At 63.9% G+C, this 22,732-nt stretch carries 22 protein-coding genes; 8 read left to right on the top strand and 14 right to left on the bottom strand.

Translation table 11 applies throughout. The features are described 5' to 3' along the window. The first annotated feature begins 7 nt into the window (after positions 1–7). Complete coding sequence (locus tag O3298_RS21465; protein ID WP_305060501.1) at positions 8–850, top strand: Rossmann-like and DUF2520 domain-containing protein; 843 nt, start codon at positions 8–10, stop codon at positions 848–850. Between the two features lies 1 nt (position 851). Here the strand turns inward: O3298_RS21465 and O3298_RS21470 are convergent, their stop codons facing one another. Further along, positions 852–2,306, bottom strand: coding sequence for a sensor domain-containing diguanylate cyclase (locus tag O3298_RS21470; protein WP_305060502.1), 1,455 nt, complete (start codon positions 2,304–2,306; stop codon positions 852–854). Between the two features lie 265 nt (positions 2,307–2,571). On the opposite strand from O3298_RS21470, the gene O3298_RS21475 reads away from it, so the two are divergent. Next, entirely contained in the window at positions 2,572–2,934 is a 363-nt protein-coding gene (locus O3298_RS21475) for a hypothetical protein (protein ID WP_251349529.1), read from the top strand. A 132-nt stretch (positions 2,935–3,066) separates the two neighbouring features. Here O3298_RS21475 and O3298_RS21480 read toward each other — a convergent pair whose 3' ends face one another. Then, positions 3,067–3,648, bottom strand: coding sequence for a molybdopterin-dependent oxidoreductase (locus O3298_RS21480; RefSeq protein WP_305060503.1), 582 nt, complete (start codon positions 3,646–3,648; stop codon positions 3,067–3,069). 225 nt (positions 3,649–3,873) lie between these two features. On the opposite strand from O3298_RS21480, the gene O3298_RS21485 reads away from it, so the two are divergent. Beyond that, positions 3,874–4,455 (top strand): porin family protein, encoded by a 582-nt coding sequence (locus O3298_RS21485; protein WP_099665893.1) that lies wholly within the window; start codon positions 3,874–3,876, stop codon positions 4,453–4,455. Between the two features lie 171 nt (positions 4,456–4,626). Here O3298_RS21485 and ettA read toward each other — a convergent pair whose 3' ends face one another. Together ettA and rarD are read right to left on the bottom strand one after the other, a co-directional pair. Beyond that, positions 4,627–6,294 (bottom strand): energy-dependent translational throttle protein EttA, encoded by a 1,668-nt coding sequence (ettA, locus tag O3298_RS21490; protein WP_034752850.1) that lies wholly within the window; start codon positions 6,292–6,294, stop codon positions 4,627–4,629. A gap of 97 nt (positions 6,295–6,391) precedes the next feature. Beyond that, positions 6,392–7,273, bottom strand: coding sequence for an EamA family transporter RarD (rarD, locus tag O3298_RS21495; RefSeq protein WP_289918648.1), 882 nt, complete (start codon positions 7,271–7,273; stop codon positions 6,392–6,394). Positions 7,274–7,511: 238 nt separating this feature from the next. On the opposite strand from rarD, the gene O3298_RS21500 reads away from it, so the two are divergent. Both O3298_RS21500 and O3298_RS21505 read left to right on the top strand, forming a co-directional pair. Next, positions 7,512–9,389 (top strand): potassium transporter Kup, encoded by a 1,878-nt coding sequence (locus tag O3298_RS21500; protein ID WP_077398475.1) that lies wholly within the window; start codon positions 7,512–7,514, stop codon positions 9,387–9,389. 145 nt (positions 9,390–9,534) lie between these two features. Beyond that, positions 9,535–10,011, top strand: coding sequence for an FKBP-type peptidyl-prolyl cis-trans isomerase (locus O3298_RS21505; protein ID WP_289912522.1), 477 nt, complete (start codon positions 9,535–9,537; stop codon positions 10,009–10,011). A 66-nt stretch (positions 10,012–10,077) separates the two neighbouring features. Here the strand turns inward: O3298_RS21505 and O3298_RS21510 are convergent, their stop codons facing one another. Genes O3298_RS21510 through O3298_RS21520 form a run of 3 tightly spaced genes read right to left on the bottom strand, consistent with a single transcriptional unit; the run spans position 10,078 to position 12,171 of the window. Next, positions 10,078–10,749, bottom strand: a complete 672-nt coding sequence (locus O3298_RS21510) for a diphthine--ammonia ligase (protein WP_305060504.1) — start codon at positions 10,747–10,749, stop codon at positions 10,078–10,080. Beyond that, positions 10,746–11,222 carry a GNAT family N-acetyltransferase gene (locus O3298_RS21515; protein WP_289918640.1) on the bottom strand — a complete coding sequence of 159 codons (477 nt, stop codon included), beginning with the start codon at positions 11,220–11,222 and terminating at the stop codon, positions 10,746–10,748. Before O3298_RS21515 ends, O3298_RS21510 begins: the two co-directional genes overlap by 4 nt. A 40-nt stretch (positions 11,223–11,262) precedes the next feature. Further along, positions 11,263–12,171 carry a LysR family transcriptional regulator gene (locus O3298_RS21520; protein WP_289918639.1) on the bottom strand — a complete coding sequence of 303 codons (909 nt, stop codon included), beginning with the start codon at positions 12,169–12,171 and terminating at the stop codon, positions 11,263–11,265. Positions 12,172–12,274: 103 nt separating this feature from the next. On the opposite strand from O3298_RS21520, the gene O3298_RS21525 reads away from it, so the two are divergent. Continuing rightward, positions 12,275–13,111: a type 1 glutamine amidotransferase domain-containing protein gene (locus O3298_RS21525; RefSeq protein ID WP_289918637.1), complete on the top strand. Its 837-nt coding sequence runs from the start codon at positions 12,275–12,277 to the stop codon at positions 13,109–13,111. A 59-nt stretch (positions 13,112–13,170) separates the two neighbouring features. Here O3298_RS21525 and O3298_RS21530 read toward each other — a convergent pair whose 3' ends face one another. Beyond that, positions 13,171–13,596 carry an organic hydroperoxide resistance protein gene (locus O3298_RS21530; RefSeq protein WP_305060505.1) on the bottom strand — a complete coding sequence of 142 codons (426 nt, stop codon included), beginning with the start codon at positions 13,594–13,596 and terminating at the stop codon, positions 13,171–13,173. Between the two features lie 286 nt (positions 13,597–13,882). Between O3298_RS21530 and O3298_RS21535 the strand changes: the two genes are divergently transcribed. Further along, positions 13,883–15,148 carry a histidine kinase gene (locus O3298_RS21535; RefSeq protein ID WP_305060506.1) on the top strand — a complete coding sequence of 422 codons (1,266 nt, stop codon included), beginning with the start codon at positions 13,883–13,885 and terminating at the stop codon, positions 15,146–15,148. Then, positions 15,135–15,917: a LytTR family DNA-binding domain-containing protein gene (locus O3298_RS21540; RefSeq protein ID WP_289905932.1), complete on the top strand. Its 783-nt coding sequence runs from the start codon at positions 15,135–15,137 to the stop codon at positions 15,915–15,917. The genes O3298_RS21535 and O3298_RS21540 overlap by 14 nt, the downstream gene beginning before the upstream one ends. 6 nt (positions 15,918–15,923) lie before the next feature. On the opposite strand, the gene O3298_RS21545 is transcribed toward O3298_RS21540, so the two are convergent. The 6 genes from O3298_RS21545 to hemA form a co-directional block, all read right to left on the bottom strand. Next, on the bottom strand, positions 15,924–16,967 hold the full coding sequence (locus O3298_RS21545; RefSeq protein WP_099665884.1) for a histone deacetylase family protein: 1,044 nt from the start codon (positions 16,965–16,967) through the stop codon (positions 15,924–15,926). Between the two features lie 25 nt (positions 16,968–16,992). Further along, positions 16,993–18,594, bottom strand: coding sequence for a glutamate--cysteine ligase (gshA, locus tag O3298_RS21550; RefSeq protein ID WP_305060507.1), 1,602 nt, complete (start codon positions 18,592–18,594; stop codon positions 16,993–16,995). A gap of 215 nt (positions 18,595–18,809) precedes the next feature. Then, entirely contained in the window at positions 18,810–19,640 is an 831-nt protein-coding gene (gene prmC / locus O3298_RS21555; RefSeq protein ID WP_099665882.1) for a peptide chain release factor N(5)-glutamine methyltransferase, read from the bottom strand. 11 nt (positions 19,641–19,651) lie between these two features. Next, on the bottom strand, positions 19,652–20,122 hold the full coding sequence (locus O3298_RS21560) for a disulfide bond formation protein B (RefSeq protein WP_077408913.1): 471 nt from the start codon (positions 20,120–20,122) through the stop codon (positions 19,652–19,654). A 104-nt stretch (positions 20,123–20,226) separates the two neighbouring features. Then, positions 20,227–21,303 (bottom strand): peptide chain release factor 1, encoded by a 1,077-nt coding sequence (prfA, locus tag O3298_RS21565; protein WP_077398497.1) that lies wholly within the window; start codon positions 21,301–21,303, stop codon positions 20,227–20,229. Between the two features lie 84 nt (positions 21,304–21,387). Further along, positions 21,388–22,662, bottom strand: a complete 1,275-nt coding sequence (gene hemA / locus O3298_RS21570) for a glutamyl-tRNA reductase (RefSeq protein WP_305060508.1) — start codon at positions 22,660–22,662, stop codon at positions 21,388–21,390. Positions 22,663–22,732 lie beyond the last annotated feature (70 nt).

Below are 22,732 nucleotides of genomic sequence, written 5' to 3' on the forward strand. Positions count from 1 at the left end.
AATCGCCATGAACGTTACCCTCAATATCATCGGCGCCGGCCATGTGGGCCGTGTGCTGGGCCGTTTGTTCGCCCGCGTGGATGGCACGCAGGGCGGAGCAATCCTGGTGCAGGACGTGCTGACGCGCTCGATGGCGTCGGCGCAGGCGGCTGTCGATTTCATCGGTGCCGGCACTCCCGTCGCCAGCTATGCGGCCTTGCGGCGCGCCGATGTCACCATGCTGGCCGTCTCCGACGACCAGATCGGCCCGGCCTGCGCGGCGCTGGTGGCCGAGGGACGCCAGGCGGGCGCCATCGTGTTCCACTGCAGCGGCGCGCTGGCCTCGAACGTGCTGCTGGCCGCCACGCAGGCCGGCGCCTTTGTCGCCAGCGCGCACCCGATCCGCAGCTTTGCCGACCCGCAGCAGGTGGCCGCCACCTTTGACGGCACGTTTTGCGGCGTCGAAGGCGATCCGCTGGCGCTGGCCTTCCTCACGCCCGCCTTGAACGCCATCGGCGCGCGTCCCGTGCCCATCGACCCGGCCGCCAAGACCCTGTATCACGCCGCCGCCGTCTTCGCCAGCAATTACCTGGTGACGGTGCTCGATGCCGCCTTGCGCGCCTACCAGGCGGCCGGCATTCCCGAGCCCGTGGCGCGCGAACTGGCCCAGCCCCTGGTGACGGAAGCGGTGGCGAACGTGTTCCGCCTGGGCGCCGCGCCCGCGCTGTCCGGCCCCATCGCGCGCGGCGACTCTGCCACCGTGCAACGCCAGCAGCTGGCCGTGCAAAGCTGGGATGCCGCCACGGGCGAGTTGTACCGGGCGCTGGTGGCGCCCACGCAGGATCTGGCCAGGCGCAAGCGCGGGGGATGACTCAGGCGGCGTGCACGCCGTTGCGGCCGTGATGCTTGGCCTGATACAAGGCGCTGTCGGCGCGCGAGAAGAAGGCCGACTCGCTTTCCTCTGGTCGGTACTCGGCCACGCCCAGGCTGATCGTCACGGGCAGTTGCGGCGCGGGCAGGCCGAAATCGTGGCGTTCGACGGCGGCGCGCAGGTTTTCCGCCACTTCCGCCGCTTGCGCCAGGCTGCAATTGTTTAGCAGTACCAGGTATTCCTCGCCGCCCCAGCGCGTGATGACGTCGCTTTCTCGCACGGTGGCGCGCGCCACGTCGGCCACGCCACGGATCACCTTGTCGCCCCACAGGTGGCCGTGGGTATCGTTGACGCGCTTGAAGAAGTCGATGTCGAACAGGATGGCGGACATCGGTTGTTCGTTGCGTTTGGACAAGAGCATGGCGCGCTGGAACAGCAATTCCAGCGATTGGCGGTTCAATAGCCCCGTCAGCGCATCCGTCGAGGCGATGCGTTCGATGCGGCGCTGGTAGCGGTTCACCGTCAGCAGGGTCAATACCAGCACCAGCAGGGTGACGCCAAAGCTGATGGCCAGGTTGAAGATGAAGACGCGCTGCAGCGACTGGACTTCGTCGCTGACATTCTGCTCGACCACCAGGTACCAGCCCAGTTCGGGAATGAAGCGCGAGTTGACGAGGATTTGCGCGCGCCCCAGCTGGTACGACAGGTGCGTCGGTTCGCTCTGGTGGTTGATGATTTGCTCGGCAATGGCGTTCACGCCGGGCAGGCTGCGGATATTGCCGTGCCCGTTGCGCATGGTCTTGCCCGCCAGCACCAGAGCGCCGGCGCCGTCGACAAAATAGATGTTGCGGTGGAAGCGCGCCTGGTAACGGTCGATGATGTGGCTCATGGTGGCCAGGGTCAGGCCGATGCCGGTGGCGCCGATGAACTGGCCGTCGTAGTCGTAGACGCGGTGGTTGATGAAGATGGTCATGCTGTCGCGGTTGGCCATGTCCACGTCGACATTCGTTTCATAGTCGGTGGTGTCCATGGCGCGCACGCGGTAGTACCAGATGTCGCGCGTGGCTTGCGGGCTGACGGATTTCAGGGTGCCTTCCGCATAGTAATATTTGCTGCTCTTGTCCGAGACGAGAAAGCTGGTGATGGCGCCGTATTTCTTCTTGACCTCGGCCAGGTAGCGCACGATCTGTTCCGGCTTGTTTTCGCCGGCGAGTATCCAGTCGCGCACGAAGGTGTCGTGCGCCATCAGCGAGGAAATGAAGACGGGGCGCAGCATGTCCTTCTGGATTTCGGAATAGATATTGTCGCCCGTCAATGGCAAGGTCTGGTCGGCGATGCCGTGCTCGATGGCCTGGCGCGAAGCCAGGTAGCTGGCCAGGCTGGTGGCCATGAAGCCCGCCCCCAGGATCAGGGTCAGGAGTATGAGCAGGCGGTACTTGATCGACAGAAGACGCATGGAGACGAGGGGTGGCCGGCGGGAAGGCAATCGTGATGCAAGCCAAAAGTATGCAGCAGGCTGGGTATTGGCGCAATGATAACTGGCTTTATTGACAATTTACCTTGGCGAACGCAACAAGATAACCACGACTTACCAAATAAAAGTGCCGATTTGTCGACAAAGATGCAAATTAGCAATAAGATTTGACGAGGGGAATCATTGCGCACCGCCCCTGTCTTGCCGCCCGTTTCAGGCGCGGGACATTACGCGCAGGGAGTGTTGTATGTTATTTTTAAAGAGTACGTCCGTCAGCAAGGCCCCCGGCATCTACGAGGTCGACATCGCCGCGAAACCACCGGGCAAGACCTTCGGCATTTTTCTCGCCACCGATCCCGACCATCCACCGCATGCCTTGCTGGGACAATTGAAGGCGCTCGGCTTCGAGAACACCTATAGTTCGCCCTACCTGCACAAGGATGCGGGCAAGGTGCTGGACCTGCATTTCCAGAAGGATGGCACGGACATCTTCAAGGGCTGGAAAACCGAGGAATGCACGCACAACCTGGCGGCCATCACGGCGCTGTTCGAGGAACACGGCATCACCATCTCGCCGCGCGTCATGTCGATGGCGGAAGCCTACGCCTAAACGCCTATCAAAACCTACTGCGCGTCGGTATAGGCGGCCTGCGATGCTCACTGTGCATTCGCACAGCTCCGCTTCTCAGCCACCTCTCCCTTCCGCTCGCTACGGTTTTGTTTGGCGTTGTTTTAAGTAGCGTCAACCCGCCTCCACGCCGATGTGATACAGCGCCCACGGGCAGCTGGCGAACCGTTCGGCCAGGGGCAGGGCCGCCACGGCGGCGATGCGGTCCGCATCGTGGATCGCCCATAGCGGCCCCAGGCCGCCCAGCGCCATCGCCTGCCCGTCCAGGTGGGTGGCGACGATAAAACGCTGTGCGCGCGCCTGCGCCACGGTCAGCGCCGCCGCATAGCCATCCACGGCCCGCAGCAGCAGCCGCACGGCATCGTCCTCGGGCGCGCCGGCCGCCTTCAATACGTCGACCAGCAGCGGCCCGCGCAGGGCATGCGCCTTGCCATCGTATTCCAGGGTGGGGTGGATGGTGCGCGCCGGCAAGTTCGCCAGCGCCGCAAAGTCGAAGGCCCGCGCCCGCTCAAAACTGATCTTTTGCTTGTGCATCATCTGGTCGCGCACGGCGTCGAACGGACCCCGGTTCGGCTTGTCGATGCTGCCCGTGATGGTCAGCAGGGCGGGACCGCGCAGGCCGGCGGGCGCCGCCCGGGCGATGGCGGGCAAGGCCGCGGCGGCCATGCCGGCGGCGAGAAACTGGCGTTTGTACATGCACTTCTCCTCTGGACTGAAAATCGCTAATGCTCTTAAGTCTATCTTAAGTTCGCTCAACGGTGCGTATTTTACGGTTATTGTCAGTTTGCAATGTCAGCTTACATCTTGTCACAGTTCTTACGGAATGGAGAAAGACGTAGCTTTTTTCGGCTGTTATTGTGTAGTCATCGCACTTCGCTGAACTGCGAATCCAGGCACCATTCACTAATTGAGAGAGAGAACATGATGAAGAAGAAAATCCTGTTTGCAATGATCGCATCCGTTACCGCACTGACCGGCATGAGCGCCGCCCACGCCGAAGGCGCGTATGTGGGTGCCGGCGTCACGGGCAACCGTTATAACTTCGATATTCCTGGCGCCACCAGCGCCGATAATCACAGCGGCTACAAGGCTGGCGCCAAGATCTTCGCCGGTTACGATTTCGATAAAACCTGGGCAATCGAAGGCGGCTATGCCGATTTCGGCAGCAAGGATTACAGCTATGTCACCGGCGCCGGCAACGGTTCCGTGAAAAGCGATTCGCACGGCTACTACCTGGCCGGCAAGGCCACCATGCCCGTGACCGACAAAGTCGGCGTGTTCGGCAAGCTGGGCGTGGCCAAGGTCAAGAACAGCTTGAGCGGCACGGGCTTGTCGACCGGCATCAGCGGCAACGACAAGACGGGCGTGTACGCTTCCGTCGGCGCCCAATACGCAATCAACGAGAAAGTCTCGCTGACGGCGGAAGTGGAACACTTCGGCAAGAGCGCCGACCAGGGCCGCAAGGCTACCGGCCTGGCACTGGGCGCACGCTACAACTTCTAAAACCTACTGCGCGGCACGCTTTGCGGCCTCCGATGCTCACTGTGCTACAGCATAGCTCCGCTTCTCAGCCACAATTCGTTGCCGTTCGCTACGGTTTTAAAAACTGGAAGTGTGCTGAAAAAAAAGGCAGTTACCGCGAGGTAACTGCCTTTTTGCATTGCCGGACCGAAATTACGTGGTCAAGGGCTTGTAGCGGATACGTTTCGGTTTCGCGCCTTCTTCGCCCAGGCGTTTCTTCTTGTCGGCTTCGTATTCTTGATAGTTGCCGTCAAAGAAGGTGACCTGCGAGTTGCCTTCGAAAGCGAGGATGTGCGTGGCGATACGGTCGAGGAACCAGCGGTCATGGGAAATGACCATGACGCTGCCGGCAAATTCCAGCAGGGCGTCTTCCAGCGCGCGCAAGGTTTCCACGTCCAGATCGTTCGACGGTTCATCGAGCAGCAGGACGTTGCCGCCCATCAGCAGGGTTTTCGCCAGGTGCAGACGTCCGCGTTCACCGCCGGACAGGTTGCCCACTTGCTTCTGCTGGTCCGAACCCTTGAAGTTGAAGCGGCCCAGGTAGGCGCGCGACGGCATTTCGAAGCGGCCCACCGTCAGCATGTCGGCGCCGCCGGAGACGTCTTCGAACACGGACTTGTTGTCAGCGAGACTATCGCGGTTCTGGTCGACGATGGACACGCGCGCCGTCTGGCCGATGGCCACTTCGCCGCTGTCCGGTGTTTCCTTGCCGGTGATCATCTTGAACAGGGTCGATTTACCGGCGCCGTTGGGGCCGATGATGCCGACGATGGCGCCTGGCGGCACGGTGAAGCTCAGGTTATCGATCAGCAGGCGGTCGCCGAACGCTTTCGACACGTTCTTGAACTCGATGACTTCATTGCCCAGGCGTTCTGCCACGGGAATGAAGATTTCCTGCGTTTCGTTGCGCTTCTGGTATTCGTGCTCGGACAGCTCGTTGAAGCGGGCCAGGCGGGCTTTCGACTTGGCCTGGCGCGCTTTCGGGTTCTGGCGCGACCATTCCAATTCCTTCTGCAGCGCCTTTTGGCGCGCCGATTCCGTCGCCTCTTCCTGCTTCAGGCGGGCTTGCTTCTGATCCAGCCAGGTCGAGTAGTTACCCTTCCATGGAATGCCGTGGCCGCGGTCCAGTTCCAGGATCCACTCTGCCGCGTTGTCGAGGAAGTAGCGGTCATGGGTGATGGCCACCACGGTGCCGGGGAAGCGCAGCAGGAATTGTTCCAGCCAGTCGACCGATTCCGCATCCAGATGGTTGGTCGGCTCGTCGAGCAGCAGCATGTCGGGTTTCGACAGCAGCAGCTTGCACAGCGCCACGCGGCGCTTTTCACCGCCGGACAGCACGCCAATGGTGGCGTCCCATGGCGGCAGGCGCAGCGCGTCGGCGGCCATTTCCAGCTGCAAATTCAGATTGCCGCCGTCGGAGGTCGAAATGATCGCTTCCAGGCGTGCCTGTTCCGTGGCCAGGGCGTCGAAATCGGCGTCTTCCTCGGCATATGCGGCGTACACGGCTTCCAGCTTGGCTTGCGCTTCAAACACTTCGCCCAGGCCCGACTCGACTTCCTGGCGCACGGTTTTTGCCGGGTCCAGCTGCGGTTCCTGCGGCAGGTAGCCGATGTTCAGGCCCGGCATCGGCACAGCTTCGCCCTGGATGTCGGTGTCGATGCCTGCCATGATTTTCAGCAGGGTCGATTTGCCGGAGCCGTTCAGGCCCAGCACGCCGATCTTCGCGCCTGGGAAGAAGGACAGGGAAATATCTTTCAGAATCTGGCGCTTGGGCGGGACGATTTTGCCCACGCGATTCATGGTGTAGACGTAATTTGCCATTAGAAATCTCGGGTGATATACAAAGACGGACAGGATACGGTAAACGCCCGCTTCCGGCCAGCGCTGCGCGCTGCGGAAACGGACGCCAGGGGCAGGACTAGGCGGCGCGCGCCTTGCGGGCCGTCCACAGCCCTTCGGCCGCGTACAGGGCCAGCGCCGTCCAGATGACGAGGAAGCCCAGCATACGCTCGGGCGTGAACGATTCGTGGAAGACCCACACGCCGATCAAGAGCTGGCCTGTGGGGGCGATGTATTGCAATAGCCCCAGCACGGCCAGCGGCAGGCGGCGCGCACCGGCCGCAAACAGCAGCAGGGGAATGGCCGTGATGGGGCCGGACGCCAGCAGCAGCGCGCGCGTGGCGGTGGAATCCGTGTTGACGAAGCCGCTCTGGCCATGCCACGCCAGCCACAGCATGTAGGCCAGCGCCAGGGGAAATAAAATCAGTGTTTCGAACGACAGGCCTTCCAGCGCGCCCAGCGCGGCCGTCTTGCGCAGCAAGCCATAGCCGCCGAAGGTGGCCGCCAGCAGCAGGGCGATCCACGGCACCTGTCCCGCTTGCCAAGTGAGCCAGGCCACGCCGCAGGCGGCCAGGCCGATGGCCAGCCACTGCAGGCGGCGCAGGCGCTCGTGCAGCAGCAAAAAGCCCAGCATGACATTGATCAGGGGCGTGATGAAGTAGCCGAGGCTGGCGTCGACCACGTGGCCGTTGTTGACGGCCCAGATATAGATGAACCAGTTGGCGGAGAGCAAAAATGCGCTGGCGACGAAGCTGGCCACGACCCTGGGCTGCGCCTTCAGGCTGCCCAACCAGCTCCATTGCCGGCGCACGGTCAGTACGACGCCCAGGAACAACAGCGACCAGACCATGCGGTGCGCCAGGATTTCCTGCGGCGCGATCTCGCCGATGGCGTGGAAGTACAGGGGGAACAGGCCCCAGCACAGGAAGGCGAGGGAGGCGTAGAGCATGCCTGGATTCATGATGGGCTTCGCTGGAGAGTAGACAGTCTGTCATTATGGCTGAAAACATCGGGGGCTGCCCGGCGCCGCTGGCGAGGCGTAGAATGGCAACAAATCAATGGCCGCATGTCCGCGCAGCAAGGCGGAGCGGCACAAAACCACGACCTTGGGGCAGCTGCGGAACCATGCAAAAATACTCTTGCTATTTGCTAATACCTATCATATTGTGCGATGCAACAAAACAAAAACGGGTGCAACCTTGACGTCGGAACATAAAAAAAGCGGCCTTGCCGGCTTGACGCTGGCGGCCGTCGGCATCGTTTACGGCGATATCGGCACCAGTCCGCTGTACACCCTGAAGACCGTCTTCGACCCGGCCCACGGCCTGCTGCTCTCGCACGAGAATCTGCTGGGCATCGTCTCGCTGATTTTCTGGGGCCTGACCCTGATCGTTTCGCTCAAGTACGTGACCCTGGTGTTGCGCGCCGACAACCGCGGCGAGGGCGGCATCATGGCCCTGATGGCGCTGGTGCTGTCGTCCGTCAGCCGCCTGTCGCGCTGGCATTTCCCGCTGATGGTGATCGGCGTCTTCGGCGCCACCCTGTTCTATGGCGACAGCGTGATCACGCCGGCCATTTCCGTGCTGTCGGCGATCGAAGGCCTGGAAGTGGCCACGCCCGCCTTCAGTCCCTACGTGGTGCCGCTGACGATCGCCGTGCTGGTGGGCCTGTATTCGGTGCAGTCGCACGGCACGGCCGGTATCGGCCGCTATTTTGCTCCCGTCATGGTGCTGTGGTTTGCCGCGCTGGCCGGCATGGGCGTGGTCAACATCATCAAGTCGCCGGCCATCCTGGCCGCGCTCAATCCCCTGCACGCGGCCACTTTCCTGATGAATAACGGCTTCGTCGCCTTTGTTGCCCTGGGCGCCGTGGTGCTGGCGCTGACGGGCGCCGAGGCGCTGTACGCCGACATGGGCCACTTCGGCAAGAAGCCGATCCGCCTGGCCTGGTTCCTGATCGCCTTTCCCGCGCTGGCGCTGAACTACCTGGGCCAGGGCGGCTTGCTGCTGGCGCATCCGGAAGCCGTCTCGAATCCGTTTTACCAGCAACTGGGCGCGTGGAGCGTGTATCCGCTGGTGATCCTGTCGACCATGGCCACCGTGATCGCCTCGCAGGCGACCATTTCCGGCACCTTCTCGATGACCAAGCAAGCCATCGCGCTGGGCTTCCTGCCGCGCATGCGCGTGCGCCACACGTCGGAAAGCGAAATCGGGCAGATCTACATCCCCGCCGTGAACTGGCTGCAACTGGCCGTGGTGCTGCTGGCCGTCATCGGCTTCGGTTCCTCGGAAAACCTGGCCGCCGCCTACGGCATCGCCGTGACGGCCACCATGCTGTCGACGACGATCCTGACCTTCTTCGTCATCCGCTACCGCTGGAAGATGAACCTGGCCCTGTGCTGGGCCGCCACGGGCTTTTTCCTGATCATCGACGTCAACCTGGTGTCGGCCACGGCCCTGAAACTGTTCCACGGCGGCTGGTTCCCGCTGCTGCTGGGCTCGATTTTGTTCATCGTCATGCTGACCTGGAAGCGGGGCCGCCAGCTGGTGTTCCAGAACCTGGAAAAGCATGCGATTCCGCTCGACGATTTCCTCTCGTCGCTGTTCATCGCGCCGCCGCTGCGCGTGCCCGGCACGGCCATCTTCCTGCGCGGCGAAACGGATGGCGTGCCGCATGCGCTGCTGCATAACTTGCTGCACAACAAGGTGTTGCATGAACGGGTGATCTTCCTGACCGTCTTCATGCATGAAGAGCCGTGGGTGGCGCCTTCCGAGCGCGTGCGCGTGGTGGACCTGGGCCACCAATGCTACCAGGTCAACGTGCATTACGGCTTCAAGGATGAACCGGACATTCCGGCCGCGCTGGCGCAGTGCGCCCAGCAGGGACTGGACTTCGAGATGATGGAAACGTCGTTCTTCATCGCGCGCCAGACCATCATCTCGACGCCGGGTGCCGGCATGATGCCGTGGCGCGAGCACCTGTTCGTCACCATGTCGCGTAATGCGCGCACGGCGGCCGACTACTATCAGATTCCGAGCAACCGGGTGATCGAACTGGGCACGCAGGTAGAAATATAGATATTGTGTCAACGTTGCATTTAGGCACATTTATTGCCTTGCTTACGTCTGCTTACAAATGGGCTACGCGAGTCCTGTTAAACTCCAGCCCGTACCGGTCCGCACCGTACGGGCTTAGCCACACACCAATATTTAAAGGGAAACCATGAAATCGGTATTTCAAATGATCGCCACCCTCGCTTGCGCCGTGGCCCTGACCGCTTGCGGCGCTGCTGCCAACACCCAGAAGCCGGTCGTGCTTGACCCGAATACGCAAGTGAAGGAACTCCTCTTTCCCGACCTGGTGAAAGGCACCGGCACGGCCGCTGCGGCGGGCGATACCTTGACGGTGGCCTATACGGGCTGGCTGTATGACGCGAGCAAGCCGGACGGCAAAGGCGTGCAATTCGAAACGTCGCTCCCTCTCCAGCCTTTTACGTTTATCCTCGGCATCGGCAGAGTGATTCTGGGCTGGGACCGCGGCCTGGTCGGCATGCAGGAAGGCGGCACGCGCCGCCTGGTCATTCCGTATGACCTGGGCTATGGCGTGAGCGGCACCCGCGACAAGTCGGGTGCGGTGGTGATCCCGCCTTACGCCGGCCTGGTGTTCGATATCACGCTGCAAAAAGTGGAAAAAAAGTAAGCACGCGCAAGGTGCACGGACAAAGGGCGACTCCATGGAGTCGCCCTTTTTGCTTTTGCGGCCAATTCAAACTGGCGCCAGTTCCTGGAAGTAATACGTGGCGCCGCCCAGATTGGCCGGCGCGTCATATTGCAGCACTTGCGTGCGGCGCAGCGCCACCGGCGTGCTGAAGGCGGGGCCGTCGTAGACGAAGGTGTGGAATTCGCCGTTTTCGCCGCAGGCGTCGACACCGGGCGGCAGGTCGGCCAGGAAGGCGGCGTCGAACTCGCGTCCGCAAAATTCGCGCGGCAGGTGCTGGCCATTGATGCAGACGACGATGGCCTTGAAGCCGGCGGCAAGGAACTCATCGACCAGCGCGCGGCGATCCCCGCCCCACAGGGGCAAATGGGCCGTCAGGCCGGCCGCGGCGCAGACTTTTTCTTCCCAGTCGCGGTGCGGCTGCAAGTCGATGTCGCCGAAGATGGCGTGTTCTATGCCTGCGTCTTTCGCCGCGCGCAGCATGGCGACGAATTGCTCCTCGTAGCTGGCCCAGCTGGCGTGATAGCGCTGCAGGCGCGCGCCCAGGCTGGCTGCCTGCGTCTCGAGCAGCTCCGGCGGCACGCCGTGCGAGCGCGATTTTCGGCCATCTTCATCCATGGCCGTGATCAGCAGCGGCACGCTCGTGCCGGCGTTGCGCGCGCGCCACAGGGCCAGGCAGGAATCCTTGCCGCCGCTCCAGGAAATCAGGGCCGTCGTCATGCCGCCGCGCCCGGCTGCACGGCGCGCAGCATGTCGACGTGCTGGATACCGTCTTCATCGTAGGGTGCGCTGACGGTGACAAAGCCGAAGGACTGGTAGAAGCGCTCCAGGTAATGCTGCGCGCCGATGCGGATGGCGTGGCCCGGGTGCTGGCGTTCGGCGCGCGCGATGCCCTCAAGCAATAGCTGCTTGCCGGTGCCCGTGGTGCGCGCCTCGGGCGCCGTCAGCACGCGGCCCAGCGACATTTCCACATACTTGGCGCCCGGCGCCAGCACGCGCAGATAGGCGGCCAGCCGGCGCTGGCCGTCGACCGTTTGCCAGCCCAGCAAATGCATGGCTTGCTGGTCATGGCCATCGAGGTCCGGGTAAATGCACTGCTGTTCGATGACGAACACGCGCTGGCGCAAGGCCAGCACCTGGTACAAATCGTGGGGGCCGAGTTCGTCGAACGTGTTCCATTGCCAGCTGATCATGGGTCATCCTTGATTGAGAGTGGCCATGATTTTACCGGCTTCACGCCGCCGGCGCGGGATAGCGCTGCGCATACCACTGCTTCAGGTGCTCGATGCAGCGCGTCACGCGGGGCGCCACCAGCTGGCGCGACGGGTAGATGGCAAACAGCGCCAGGCTGGGGCGCTCCACGTCGGGAAACAGTTCGACCAGCGCGCCGCTGGCCAGTTCTTCGCGGCAGACAAAGGTGGGCAGGATGCCGATGCCCAGGCCCCGCAGGATCAGGCTGCGCATGAACAGGGTGTTATTCGTGCGCACCCAGTTCGGCACTTCGATGTCGCTGTGCGGCCCCGCATGGCGCAGCGGCCAGCGGCTGCCGAACAGGGCGTGGCTGTAGATGAAGCAGCGCTGGCGCGTCAGGTCCGTGGGGTCCAGCAGGGGACCGTGGCGTTCCAGGTAGGCGGGCGCGCAGCAGATGTGCAGGCGGTAGTCGTGGATGTGGCGCGCCACATAGCTCGAATCGGTGAGCGCCGTGGTGACGCGGAAACCCAGGTCGTAGTTGGCCGCCGCCAGGTCCACGTATTCATCCTTCAGGTCGACGTCCAGGCGCAAGGCCGGCCACTCGGCCATGAAATCGGCCAGGCCCTCGGCCAGCTCGCCCACGCCCAGCGATAGTGGCGCGTTGATGCGCAGGCGGCCCGTCACGTGGGCCGTCGAGTGGGCCACCATGTCCTCGGCCTGCGCCAGTTCGTCGAGCAGCTTGCGGCAGTGCTCGAGGTAGGCGGCGCCCGTTTCCGTCAGGGCCAGCTGGCGCGTGGTGCGCGTCATCAGGCGACCGCCCAGTTCCTGCTCCAGCTGGCCGATGCGCCGGCTCACATACGAGGCCGACAGGTCCAGTTCATCGGCCGCGCGGCGAAAGCTGCCCAGCTCGGCCACGCGGCGGAACAGCTGCATCGCCTGCAATTTATCCATTTCATTCCCATTCAGTCGTATTCGGCATTAGTCAGCTGCATTATTCATCATTTTTCTCCATTTTGATTCGGAATATGCTGGCGGCTTCTCTACTGGAATCCTCATGATGAAAAAATTACTCTTAAGCAGTGTGCTGTTCGCCGCCTTTTCCATCAGCCAGGCGGCCGACGTTCTCGTCGTGCTGTCCGACGCGAACCACCTCGAACTGCGCGATGGCAAGGTCTTCGCGACGGGCTTTTATCTGAATGAATTGATGCAACCCGTCAAAAAGCTGCTCGACGCGGGCCACACGGTGACGTTCGCCACGCCGCAGGGCCAGGCGCCCACGCTGGACGCCAGCTCGGATACGGCCGCCTACTTTGGCGGCGACGCGGCCGCGCACGCGGCGCACAAGGCGCTGCTGGACCAGCTGGCGCTGACGGTGCCGGGCCGCTCGCCCGTGATCAGCCTGAAACGGGTGGCGCAGATCGGCTATGGCCACTATGCGGCCGTGCTGGTGCCGGGCGGCCACGCGCCCATGCAGGACTTGTTGAAGGATGCCAGCCTGGGCGCCTTGCTGCGCCAGTTCCACGCGGACGGCAAGCCGACGGCGCTGCTGTGCCACGGCCCCATCGCCCTGCTGTCGGCCCTGCCGCAGGCGGCCCAATTTACGGCCGCGCTGGAAGCGGGCCAGACGCCGCCCGCGCCCGCCGGCTGGATCTACGGCGGCTACCGCATGACGGTGATCAGCAACCAGGAAGAGGCGGCGGCGCAGGGCGCGCTCGGCGGCGGCACGATGAAGTTCTATCCGCAGTCGGGCTTGCAGGCGGCCGGCGCGCAGTATGTGCAGAACCAGGCGCCGTGGAGCAGCAACGTGGTGGTCGACCGCGAACTGATCACGGGGCAGAATCCCGCCTCGGCGCCGGCCCTGGCGGACCAGCTGCTGCAGGCGCTGCGCTGAAAAAAATCCCCGGCGGCGCCTGGGGGCGCGGCCGGGGATGCGCCCCAAGGCGGTGGGGATTACACGATCGTCAGGGTGACGTCGATGTTGCCGCGCGTGGCGTTCGAGTACGGGCACACGATGTGGGCGGCGGCGACCAGCGCTTCGGCGGCGGCGCGATCCATGCCTGGCAGCGAGATCTTCAGTTCCACTTCGATGCCGAAGCCCGTCTCGATGGCGCCGATGCCGACGTTGCCTTCGATCGACAGTTCCGCCGGCAAGGCGATCTTGTCGCGGCCGCCGACGAATTTCATGGCGCCGATGAAGCAGGCCGAGTAGCCGGCGGCGAACAGTTGCTCCGGATTGGTGCCGACGGCGCCATTGCCGCCCAGTTCTTTCGGCGTGGTCAGCTTGACGTCCAGCACATTGTCGGACGACACGGCACGGCCTTCGCGGCCTCCGGTGGCGGTAGCTTGAGCGCGGTACAGGACTTGTTTGATCGACATGATGGTTTTCCTTGAGTTGATTAAATAGTTGACTACTAAATAGTGTGCTACTTGTTTCGTGGGCTGGTGCCCCAGGATGCCCGTCTGAAGAAGCGGTGTGCGGCGTCCATGTACACAATATATATCGTGCGCTATTTAATTGCAAGCGATTTTATTTGCGCGTGGCGCGGATTGAAGCTTTATTTTCTTGCCTTTGTCGCCAGTATTGCCCTTCCATCGCATAATGGCCACCGCCGCTGGCGCCGATAGTTATGCTTGGCCCCACTTCACTCCCCAAGGAAAAATCATGACCAGCCTCTTCTTTATCCTGCGCATCGCCGTGGCCACGATGGTCGCCTACATCATCGCCACGGCGATTCTGGTCGAGAATTTCCTGCGCCATGTCTTCGGGCAGACGGAAGGCTTTTTTGTCATCGTCGGCGCGCTGCTGGCCAGCGCCGTCGTCACGAATGCGTTTTCGCACGTGCGGCGCGTGCGCCTGATCGCCGGCGCCGTCAATGCCGGCACCCTGTCGAGCCGCCAGCGGCGCCAGATCGAGATTCCGTTCGAGGCGGGCGAGGCGTTCGACATGATCGACGCGGCCATCCGCGAACTGCCGGGCAGCGAAGTGGTCGAAAGCGCACGCGACAGCCTGCAGGTGCAGGCCCGCGTGCGCCGCGCCGCGCCCTACACGCACACGGGCTTGCCCCGCATGCGCCTGCTGGGCTTCCTGGAGCCGCGGCCGAACCAGATTCTCGCCACCGTCACGCCGAATGGTGAAGCGGGCAGCGTCACCCTGATCTGCGAACCGGCGCGCAACGCCTGGACCGACTGGTTCCTCGTCGACCATGGCAGCAACCTGGAAAACGCGGAAGCGGTGACGCGGGCGATGACGCGCCGGGTGGCGCAGCGCCGCCGCGGCGAGCAGGCCGAGGCGCGCCAGACGGTGACGGAAAAGGAACTCACGGTGGCCAAGCTGAGCCTGCTGCATGCGCAGGTCGAGCCGCACTTCCTGTACAACACCCTGGCCAGCGCGCAGTTGCTCACGCGCAGCGACCCCGTGCGTGCCGACGAAATGCTCGGCAACCTGATCCTGTACCTGCGCCACTCGCTGCCGCGCACGGAGCAAGCCATGTCGACCCTGGGCACGGAGCTGGAACGGGCGCGCGCCTACCTCGATATCCTGAAAATCCGCATGGGCGCACGTCTGAACCTGCAAATCGAGGTGCCGCAATACCTGCGCCAGGCGGAACTGCCGCCGATGATGCTGCAAACCCTGGTGGAAAACGCCATCAAGCATGGCCTGGAGCCGAAAAGCGGCGGCGGCACCATCTGGATCATGGCGCGCAGCGGCAACGGCGCGGTGATCGTCACGGTGGCCGACGATGGCAAGGGGCTCAGCGACGACGGCGCCGGCACGGGCATCGGCCTGCGCAATGTGCGCGAGCGCCTGCGCCTGACCTACGGCAATGCCGCCGCGTTCGCCATTGTCGCCAATTTCCCCGATGGCGTGACGGCCACCATCACGGTGCCAGACAGCACGGCGCAAGGAGTTTCCTATGCATCAGCCTGAGATGACTTGCGTTATCGCCGAAGACGAAGCCCTGCTGCGCGATGCGCTGGTGGGCCTGCTGGCCGAAGAGTGGCCCGGCTTGCGCATCGTCGCCGCCTGCGACGACGGCGGCGCGGCGCTCGAGGCCATCGCCACCCTGCGCCCCGACATCGCCTTCCTCGACATCCGCATGCCGGGCTTGACGGGGCTGGAAGTGGCGGCCGGCGCGCTGGAAGCGAGTCCCGCCACGCAGGTGGTGTTCGTCACCGCCTACGACCAGTACGCGATCGACGCCTTCGATAACGGCGCCGTCGATTATCTATTGAAACCGATAGCCCGCGAGCGCCTGCAGGCGACCGTGCAGCGCGTGCAGGCACGGGCCGGCAAGAACCAGGCGGGCGACGGCGCGCTGGCCGGCCTGCTGCAGCAATTGAGCAGCGCCTTGCCGGCGGCGGCCAAGTCGCCGCCGCTGGTGTGGCTGACGGCCAGCAGCGGCAAGGATACGCGGCTGATCATGGTGGAAGACATCGCCTATTTTCAGTCCGACACCAAGTACACGGCCGTCATGACGGCGGAAGGCGAGGCGCTGCTGCGCAAGCCGATCCGCGAACTGCTCGACGTGCTCGACCCGGCCATCTTCAAGCAGATCCACCGCTCCACCATCGTCAACATGAAGATGGTGGCGTCCGTCACGCGCGACGAGGTGGGGCGTGGCGCCTTGCGCCTGAAAACGCGGCCGGAAACCCTGGCCGTGAGCCAGCCGTTCATGGCGCTGTTCCGCAATATGTAGGCTGGCTTAATCGGCCGTTTCAAAGCCTTCGAGCACGTTGACGACATTGATGCCGATTTCCTTCACGGCGTAGCCTCCTTCGAGGATGAAGGCGGTGGGCAGGTTCAGATGCGCGAGGCGCTCGCCCACGCGCAGGTAGTCGCCGCTTTGCAGGGCGAAGTGCGACAGCGGGTCGCCGGCAAAGGTGTCCACGCCGAGCGACACCACCAGCGCGTCGGGCGCATACATATTGATGCGCAGGCAGGCCGTTTCCAGCGCGGCGAACCAGCTGGCCGTGGACGTGCCGGGGGGCAGCGGCAAGTTGACGTTGTAGCCCAGCCCCGCGCCGCTGCCCGTTTCATCGGCGTGGCCCAGATAAAACGGATATTCGCTGCGCGGGTCGGCGTGCAGGGAGGCGAACAGCACGTCGTCGCGCTGGTAAAAGATGCTTTGCGTGCCGTTGCCGTGGTGGTAATCGATATCGAGGATGGCGACCTTGCGCGCGCCGTCGTCGAGCAGATGCTGCGCGGCCAGCGCCGCGTTGTTCAGAAAACAGTAGCCGCCGAAGAAATCGCTGCCCGCATGGTGGCCTGGCGGGCGCGTCAGGGCGAACGTGGCCCGCTCGCCCAGGCGCAGCGCATGGGCCGCATTGACGGCGCAGTCGGCGCCCGTCTTGGCCGCCGTCCACGTGCCGGCCGTCAGCGGCGTGCCATTGTCCATCGAGTACAGCCCCAGCTTGGCCGTGAAGTCATCCGGTTCGATATCGCTGCGCAAGGTGCGCACGGGCCACACGGATGGCAAGGCGTCCTTGCCCGCGTTGTCGGGATCGAGCGCCAGCCAGTCGTGCCAGGCGTGGCGCAAAAAATGCAGGTAACGGGGCGTGTGGATGCGCTCCAGCGACGTCAGCGGCACGCCGTGCGGCGTGACGATGCGGCCCAGGTTGCGCCTTCCCAGTTCGGCCACCACCATGTCGGCCCGCTCGGGCGTCTCGAAGCAGGGCACGAGGGTGCCGCGAAACATTTCGAAGCGGCCCCGGTGCTGGCTGTGCAATTCATTGTAGAAGGTCAGCATGGGGGCGCTTTGCGCAAGGTCAGACTCAGGTGTGCGAGCACAGGGTGCTGGCGCGGTAGGCGGCGACGAAATCGTCGAAGCTGCCGGCTGGCGCTGCTTCCATGGCGCGTTGCTCGGCCAGCGAGCTGGCGGCCATCTCGTCGAAATACGCGCTTTGTTCCTGCGTTGCCGGCTGCGCGCGGAAATAGGCGGCGTGGCGTTCGCTCTGGCGCAGGCCGAAGGCGGCAAACGAGCCGCCGTTGGCGCGCAGTTCGGCCAATACCTTCGCCGATGGCGTCGCATCCGGGTCGGCCAGTTTGCGGGCTTGCGCGGCCAGGCTGTCCGCGTGCTGCGTGCCGCCAAGGCGCGCGTCGAGCAAGGCCGCCACGGGCGCGATGCGCGCCAGCAATTCTTCGCCCCAGGCCTGCAGGGTGATCTCTTCGCCGTCGCGGCGCAGGGTCAGGCCCGGCTTGCGGCCTTCCTTGACGGTGCGGGCGAAATTGTTCGTGTAGCAGGCGCTTTGCTCGGCCGAGATGGGACCGCTGTCGTCGAGCGCGCAGAACAGCAGGAAGGCGTCGAGGAAGCGGCCCGTTTCCAGGCTGATGCCGACCGGCTCGAACGGGTCGACATCCATGCAGCGCACTTCGATGTATTGCACGCCGCGCAGGCACAGGGCCTGGATCGGGCGCTCGCCCGTGCGGATCACGCGTTTCGGACGGATGGTTGAATAGTATTCATTTTCGATCTGCAGCACGTTGGTGGACAATTGAATCCACTCGCCATCCTTCTTTGTGCCCAGTGCCGCATACGGCGGATACGGGTCGTTGACGGCGTGCGTGAGGGCGTTGACGTAGTCGTCCAGGCTGTTTTCGTGCGGGCGCAGGCCCGACTGGGCATCGTTCTGGTAGCCGAGGTCGCTCATGCGCAGGCTGGTGGCGTACGGCAGGAACAGGGTATCGTCGGACAGGGTGTCGAGCTTGTGCGCGCGGCCGCGCAGGAAACCGCTGGATAGGGCAGGCGAAGCGCCGAACAGGTACATCAGGAGCCAGCTGTAGCGGCGGAAATTGCGGATCGTCGCCAGGTAGCTTTCCGACTGCACGTCTTTCGGCGTGGCCGCCACGTGGGTGGGGCTGGCGCTGGTGTCCGGATTGCCGGCCAGCGCTTGCCACAGCTGCTCGTCGAGCGAGTAGTTGTAGTGGATGCCGGCGATGCATTGCATGGCTTTGCCATAGCGCAAGGCCAGACCGCGCCGGTAGACGTGCTTGAGCATGCCCATGTTCGAGCTGCCGTAGTTGGCGATTTCGATGTCCGCTTCGGGCGGCAGTTGGCACGGCATCGACTGGCTCCACAGCAGCTCGTCGCCGAGGCGGCTGTAGGCGTGGCGGTGCACGGTGTCCAGTTTGCTTAATGTCGTGGCGATGTCCTGTTCCGCCGGCGTGATGAATTCGAGCAGCGCTTCGGCGTAATCGGTGGTGATTTCAGGGTGCGTCAGCGCCGAGCCCAGGGCGGCGGGGTGGGGCGTGGAAGCCAGATGGCCGGCATGGTCGACGCGCAGGGTTTCACGCTCGATGCCGCGCAAGCCGCCCAGCAGCGCGCGGTTGGCATCTTCGGTCAGCAATGCCAGGCGGCGAGTCAACAGGTTGGGCAATTTGAGCTTCCTTTCTTGTGCAGCATATAAATAATTTGTGCTGAGATTAACCGAATTTTGGCAAATGCGTCGGCGCCGGCCCAAAAAACGCCGCGTCGCCAGCGTCCGCCCCGGGGAACAGGGACGGCGCTTCGGTCAGGAATTCGCTTGATATTTTAACAAACTGCGGGGGATATGGCGCGCCGCCGGGTCAAGCTTTGCGCAGCTTGTCGTGCTCAGCCGTGGCGGGCACCGCTGACCCGTTCGATGCCGGCCAGGTCGCGCCAGCTTTGCACTTTGTTGTAGCCGGCGTCTGCCAGCAAGCCGCGCACGGATGCCGCCTGGTCGTAGCCGTGTTCCATCAGCAGCCAGGCGCCTGACGCCAGGTGGCGCGCGGCGCCGGAGACGATGGTGCGCAGGGCCGACAGGCCATCCGCGTGGTCGGTCAGCGCGCCGGCCGGCTCGAAGCGCAGATCGCCTTCGGCCAGGTGGCGGTCGCCGCTGGCGATGTAGGGGGGATTCGAGACGATCAGGTCGAACTTTTCCGTGCCCAGCGCCTCAAACCAGTCGCTGGCCATGAAGGTGATGTTGACGCCGTTGGCGCTGGCGTTGCGGCGCGCCACGGCCAGCGCCGTGCTGCTCACGTCCAGGGCCGTGACGACGGCGTCGGGCCGCGTGTGTGCCAGAGCGACGGCGATGGCGCCGCTGCCCGTGCCCATGTCGAGCACCCGTCCGCCGGGCGGCAGGCGTTCGAGCGCCAGTTCCACCAGCACTTCCGTGTCGGGGCGGGGGATCAGCACGGCGTCGTTCACTTCGAACGGCAGGCCGAAAAACTCGCGCTGGCCGACGATGTAGGCGATCGGCTCGCCTTGCAGGCGGCGTGCCAGCAAGGCTGACAAACGGGCCGCTTCGTCGGAAGTGAGGACTCGCTCTGATTGCGTGATCAGGCTCACGCGCGACAGACCCAGCGCGTGGCCCAGCAGGATGCGGTTGTCGAGCGGATCGAGCAGGGGACGGATTTGCAGGGCGCCGACAGTGCTGCCGGCGGGGATCAGTGTTTCTGGCATAGTGCTTTCAATTATTTCTGACGGCGCAGCAAGGTCCACAGCAAGGTGAGGGCGAAGATGGCGAACCAGATGAACGCCCATTGCGGGATCGACAGGCCGAAGAATGGCTCGCCCGCGTTTTCGCAGGCGCCATACGATTCAAACATGAAGGGCATGAGTTCGGCCGTGAAGACCTTGTTCAGCGCCGTTTCCACCGGGTCGATGCCGCACGAAAAGCCGGGGTTGGCCAGCACGTACAGGTGCTTGGCGCCCACACCCAGGCCGCCCAGGGCCGCCAGCACGCCGACGCCCGCGCCGATCTTCGGCCGGTTGGCCGCCGCGCCGGCCAGGCAGGCGATGCCGATGGCGAGGAACAGGTAGCGCTGGATCACGCACAGCGGGCACGGCGCCATGTTCATGGCATGCTGCAAATACATGGCCACGCCCAGCATCAGGAAACACAGGGCGGCGGTCAACAGGAGGACGGTGCGTGAATTTTTCATGGGCGACACGGTGAGGTGGATGGAATCGAGCTGGTCATTTTCGCACAAGGCCGGATTTTTATTGCTTAGCCACTACTTAAACCCTTGATCTGGCTGGATACTTTTTAATCTCCCAGCGCTGCTAAAAGTTCCGCCTGGTGTTCCGCCGCCAAGGCATTCGTCAAGTCCGTCAAATCCCCATCCATGATGAAGTCCAGCTTGTACAAGGTCAAATTGATGCGGTGGTCCGTCAGGCGGCCTTGCGGGAAATTATACGTGCGGATACGCTCGCTGCGGTCGCCCGAGCCGATCAGGCTCTTGCGGGTGGCCGCTTCCTTCGACTGCTGTTCGCGCAGCTGCACGTCCTTGATGCGCGCGGCCAGCACTTTCATCGCCTGCGCCTTGTTCTTGTGCTGGCTGCGGTCATCCTGGCATTCCACCACGATGCCGGTCGGCAAGTGGGTGATGCGCACGGCGGAATCCGTTTTATTGATGTGCTGTCCGCCCGCGCCCGAGGCGCGGTAGGTGTCGATGCGCAGGTCGGCCGGGTTGATGTTGACGTCTTCCACTTCGTCCGCTTCCGGCATCACGGCCACCGTGCAGGCCGACGTGTGGATGCGGCCCTGCGTTTCCGTGGCCGGCACGCGCTGCACGCGGTGGCCGCCCGACTCGAATTTCAGTTTCGAATACGCGCCATTGCCGACGATACGCACGATCACTTCGCGGTAGCCGCCCAGGTCGGAGTCGGACGAGGACACGAGTTCCACCTGCCAGCGGTTGCGCTCGGCAAAGCGCGTGTACATGCGCAATAAATCGCCGGCGAACAGGGCCGATTCATCGCCGCCCGTGCCGGCGCGAATTTCCAGGAAGATATTGCGCTCGTCGTTGACATCCTTCGGCAGCAGCATGGTTTGCAATTCGCGTTCCAGCCGCGCCATGGTGGTCTTGGCCGCCTCGATTTCTTCCTGGGCGAATTCCTTCATGTCGGGATCGCCCAGCATCTCTTGCGCTGTCGCAATATCGTTGCCCGCTTCCTGGTAGGAATGGTACAGGGCCACCAGCGGGCCCAGTTCGGCGTGCTCGCGCGTCATCTTGCGGTAGCTGTCCATGTTCGACGTGGCGTCCGGATGCATCAGCAGTTCGTCGAGTTCGACCAGGCGGTTCGCCAGTTGATCGAGTTTGGCCAGCATGGATGGTTTCATAGCGATTCGCGGTAAAAGGTGTAGGGATGATACGGGCCCGGCAGGCGGGCAGGGGCAGCCGCGCGGGCGGCCAGCGGGGCTGCGCTAACGGCGGGGGCGGAACAGTTTCGGCAGCAGGGTGACCAGCTGCTTGCGCTCGTCGCCTTGCGCGTGGTGCAGCGCTTGCTGCGGGCCGTGCAGGAACTTGGCCGTCAAGCCTTTCGACAGCGCTTCCAGGACGGCGTCGATGTCGGCGCCCTTGGCCAGCATCTTGCGCGCCCGTTCCACTTCCATCAGGCGCAAGGATTCGCTGTTTTCATGCAAATGCTGGATGACGGGCACCATGGCGCGGTCGTCGACCCAGCTCATGAACGATTGCACGCGCGTCTCGATGATGGCCTCGGCTTGCGCCACGGCCGCTTGCCGGCTTTCCAGGCCCGTCTGCACGACCTTGCCCAGGTCGTCGACCGTGTACAGGAAGACGTCGTTCAAACGGCCCACTTCGGCCTCGATGTCGCGCGGCACGGCCAGGTCGACCATGAACATGGGCTTGTGGCGGCGCGCCTTGATGGCGCGCTCGACCAGGCCCAGGCCCAGCAGCGGCAACGATGACGCCGTGCACGAGATGACGATGTCGAACTGGTGCAATTGCTTCGGCAAGTCGGCCAGGCGGATGGCCTTGCCGTTGAAGCGGTGCGCCAGTTCCTCGCCCCGCTCCATGGTGCGGTTGGCAATGGTGATGCTTTTCGGGTTTTGCGCCGCGAAGTGCGTGGCGCACAATTCGATCATTTCGCCGGCGCCGATGAACAGCACGTTCTGCTCGGCAATCTTGTCGAAGATGCGCTGCGACAGGCGCACGGCGGCGGCCGCCATCGACACGCTGTGGGCGCCGATTTCCGTGCTGCTGCGCACTTCCTTGGCGACGGAAAAGCTGCGCTGGAACAACTGGTGCAGATACGTGCCCAGGCCGCCCGCCTCGTCGGCCGTGCGGATGGCGTCCTTGATTTGGCCCAGGATCTGCGTTTCGCCCAGCACCATCGAATCGAGCCCGGAGGCGACGCGGAAGGTGTGGCGCACGGCATCGTGCTGCGGCAACATATATAAGTGGGGGCGCAGCTCGCTGTAGTTGAGCTTGTGATAATCGGCCAGGAAATGCGCGCCCGCGTCGAGCGGATTGGGCACGTGGCTGGCCGCATACAGCTCGGTGCGGTTGCAGGTCGACAGGATGGCCGCTTCGTCGTTGTCGCGCAAGTCGATGCGCTGGAACCAGGTGCGCGCCGCCATCACCGCCTGGCCCAAGTGCTCAGGCGCAAACGCCAGCTGTTCGCGGAGCGACACTGGGGCGGTGGTATGGTTGAGGCCTACGGCGAGCAGTTGCATTTCAGGGCTGTTGGGATGGCTTATGCCGACATTATAACGCTTTGTGCCCGTGCTTTGAGCAGGTCAGCCG

Origin of the sequence: Janthinobacterium sp. SUN137, assembly GCF_030587265.1 — a bacterium.
GTDB lineage: Bacteria > Pseudomonadota > Gammaproteobacteria > Burkholderiales > Burkholderiaceae_D > Janthinobacterium > Janthinobacterium kumbetense.

Coding starts and splice junctions, on each gene's coding strand:
- O3298_RS21520 (WP_289918639.1), bottom strand. CDS start 12,171: ATGGATAAATTGCAGGCGATGCAGCTGTTCCGCCGCGTGGCCGAGCTG.
- O3298_RS21515 (WP_289918640.1), bottom strand. CDS start 11,222: ATGATCAGCTGGCAATGGAACACGTTCGACGAACTCGGCCCCCACGAT.
- O3298_RS21545 (WP_099665884.1), bottom strand. CDS start 16,967: ATGCTGACCTTCTACAATGAATTGCACAGCCAGCACCGGGGCCGCTTC.
- O3298_RS21505 (WP_289912522.1), top strand. CDS start 9,535: ATGAAATCGGTATTTCAAATGATCGCCACCCTCGCTTGCGCCGTGGCC.
- O3298_RS21480 (WP_305060503.1), bottom strand. CDS start 3,648: ATGTACAAACGCCAGTTTCTCGCCGCCGGCATGGCCGCCGCGGCCTTG.
- O3298_RS21525 (WP_289918637.1), top strand. CDS start 12,275: ATGATGAAAAAATTACTCTTAAGCAGTGTGCTGTTCGCCGCCTTTTCC.
- O3298_RS21475 (WP_251349529.1), top strand. CDS start 2,572: ATGTTATTTTTAAAGAGTACGTCCGTCAGCAAGGCCCCCGGCATCTAC.
- ettA (WP_034752850.1), bottom strand. CDS start 6,294: ATGGCAAATTACGTCTACACCATGAATCGCGTGGGCAAAATCGTCCCG.
- rarD (WP_289918648.1), bottom strand. CDS start 7,273: ATGAATCCAGGCATGCTCTACGCCTCCCTCGCCTTCCTGTGCTGGGGC.
- O3298_RS21535 (WP_305060506.1), top strand. CDS start 13,883: ATGACCAGCCTCTTCTTTATCCTGCGCATCGCCGTGGCCACGATGGTC.
- O3298_RS21530 (WP_305060505.1), bottom strand. CDS start 13,596: ATGTCGATCAAACAAGTCCTGTACCGCGCTCAAGCTACCGCCACCGGA.
- prfA (WP_077398497.1), bottom strand. CDS start 21,303: ATGAAACCATCCATGCTGGCCAAACTCGATCAACTGGCGAACCGCCTG.
- O3298_RS21470 (WP_305060502.1), bottom strand. CDS start 2,306: ATGCGTCTTCTGTCGATCAAGTACCGCCTGCTCATACTCCTGACCCTG.
- O3298_RS21540 (WP_289905932.1), top strand. CDS start 15,135: ATGCATCAGCCTGAGATGACTTGCGTTATCGCCGAAGACGAAGCCCTG.
- O3298_RS21560 (WP_077408913.1), bottom strand. CDS start 20,122: ATGAAAAATTCACGCACCGTCCTCCTGTTGACCGCCGCCCTGTGTTTC.
- hemA (WP_305060508.1), bottom strand. CDS start 22,662: ATGCAACTGCTCGCCGTAGGCCTCAACCATACCACCGCCCCAGTGTCG.
- O3298_RS21465 (WP_305060501.1), top strand. CDS start 8: ATGAACGTTACCCTCAATATCATCGGCGCCGGCCATGTGGGCCGTGTG.
- prmC (WP_099665882.1), bottom strand. CDS start 19,640: ATGCCAGAAACACTGATCCCCGCCGGCAGCACTGTCGGCGCCCTGCAA.
- O3298_RS21510 (WP_305060504.1), bottom strand. CDS start 10,749: ATGACGACGGCCCTGATTTCCTGGAGCGGCGGCAAGGATTCCTGCCTG.
- O3298_RS21485 (WP_099665893.1), top strand. CDS start 3,874: ATGATGAAGAAGAAAATCCTGTTTGCAATGATCGCATCCGTTACCGCA.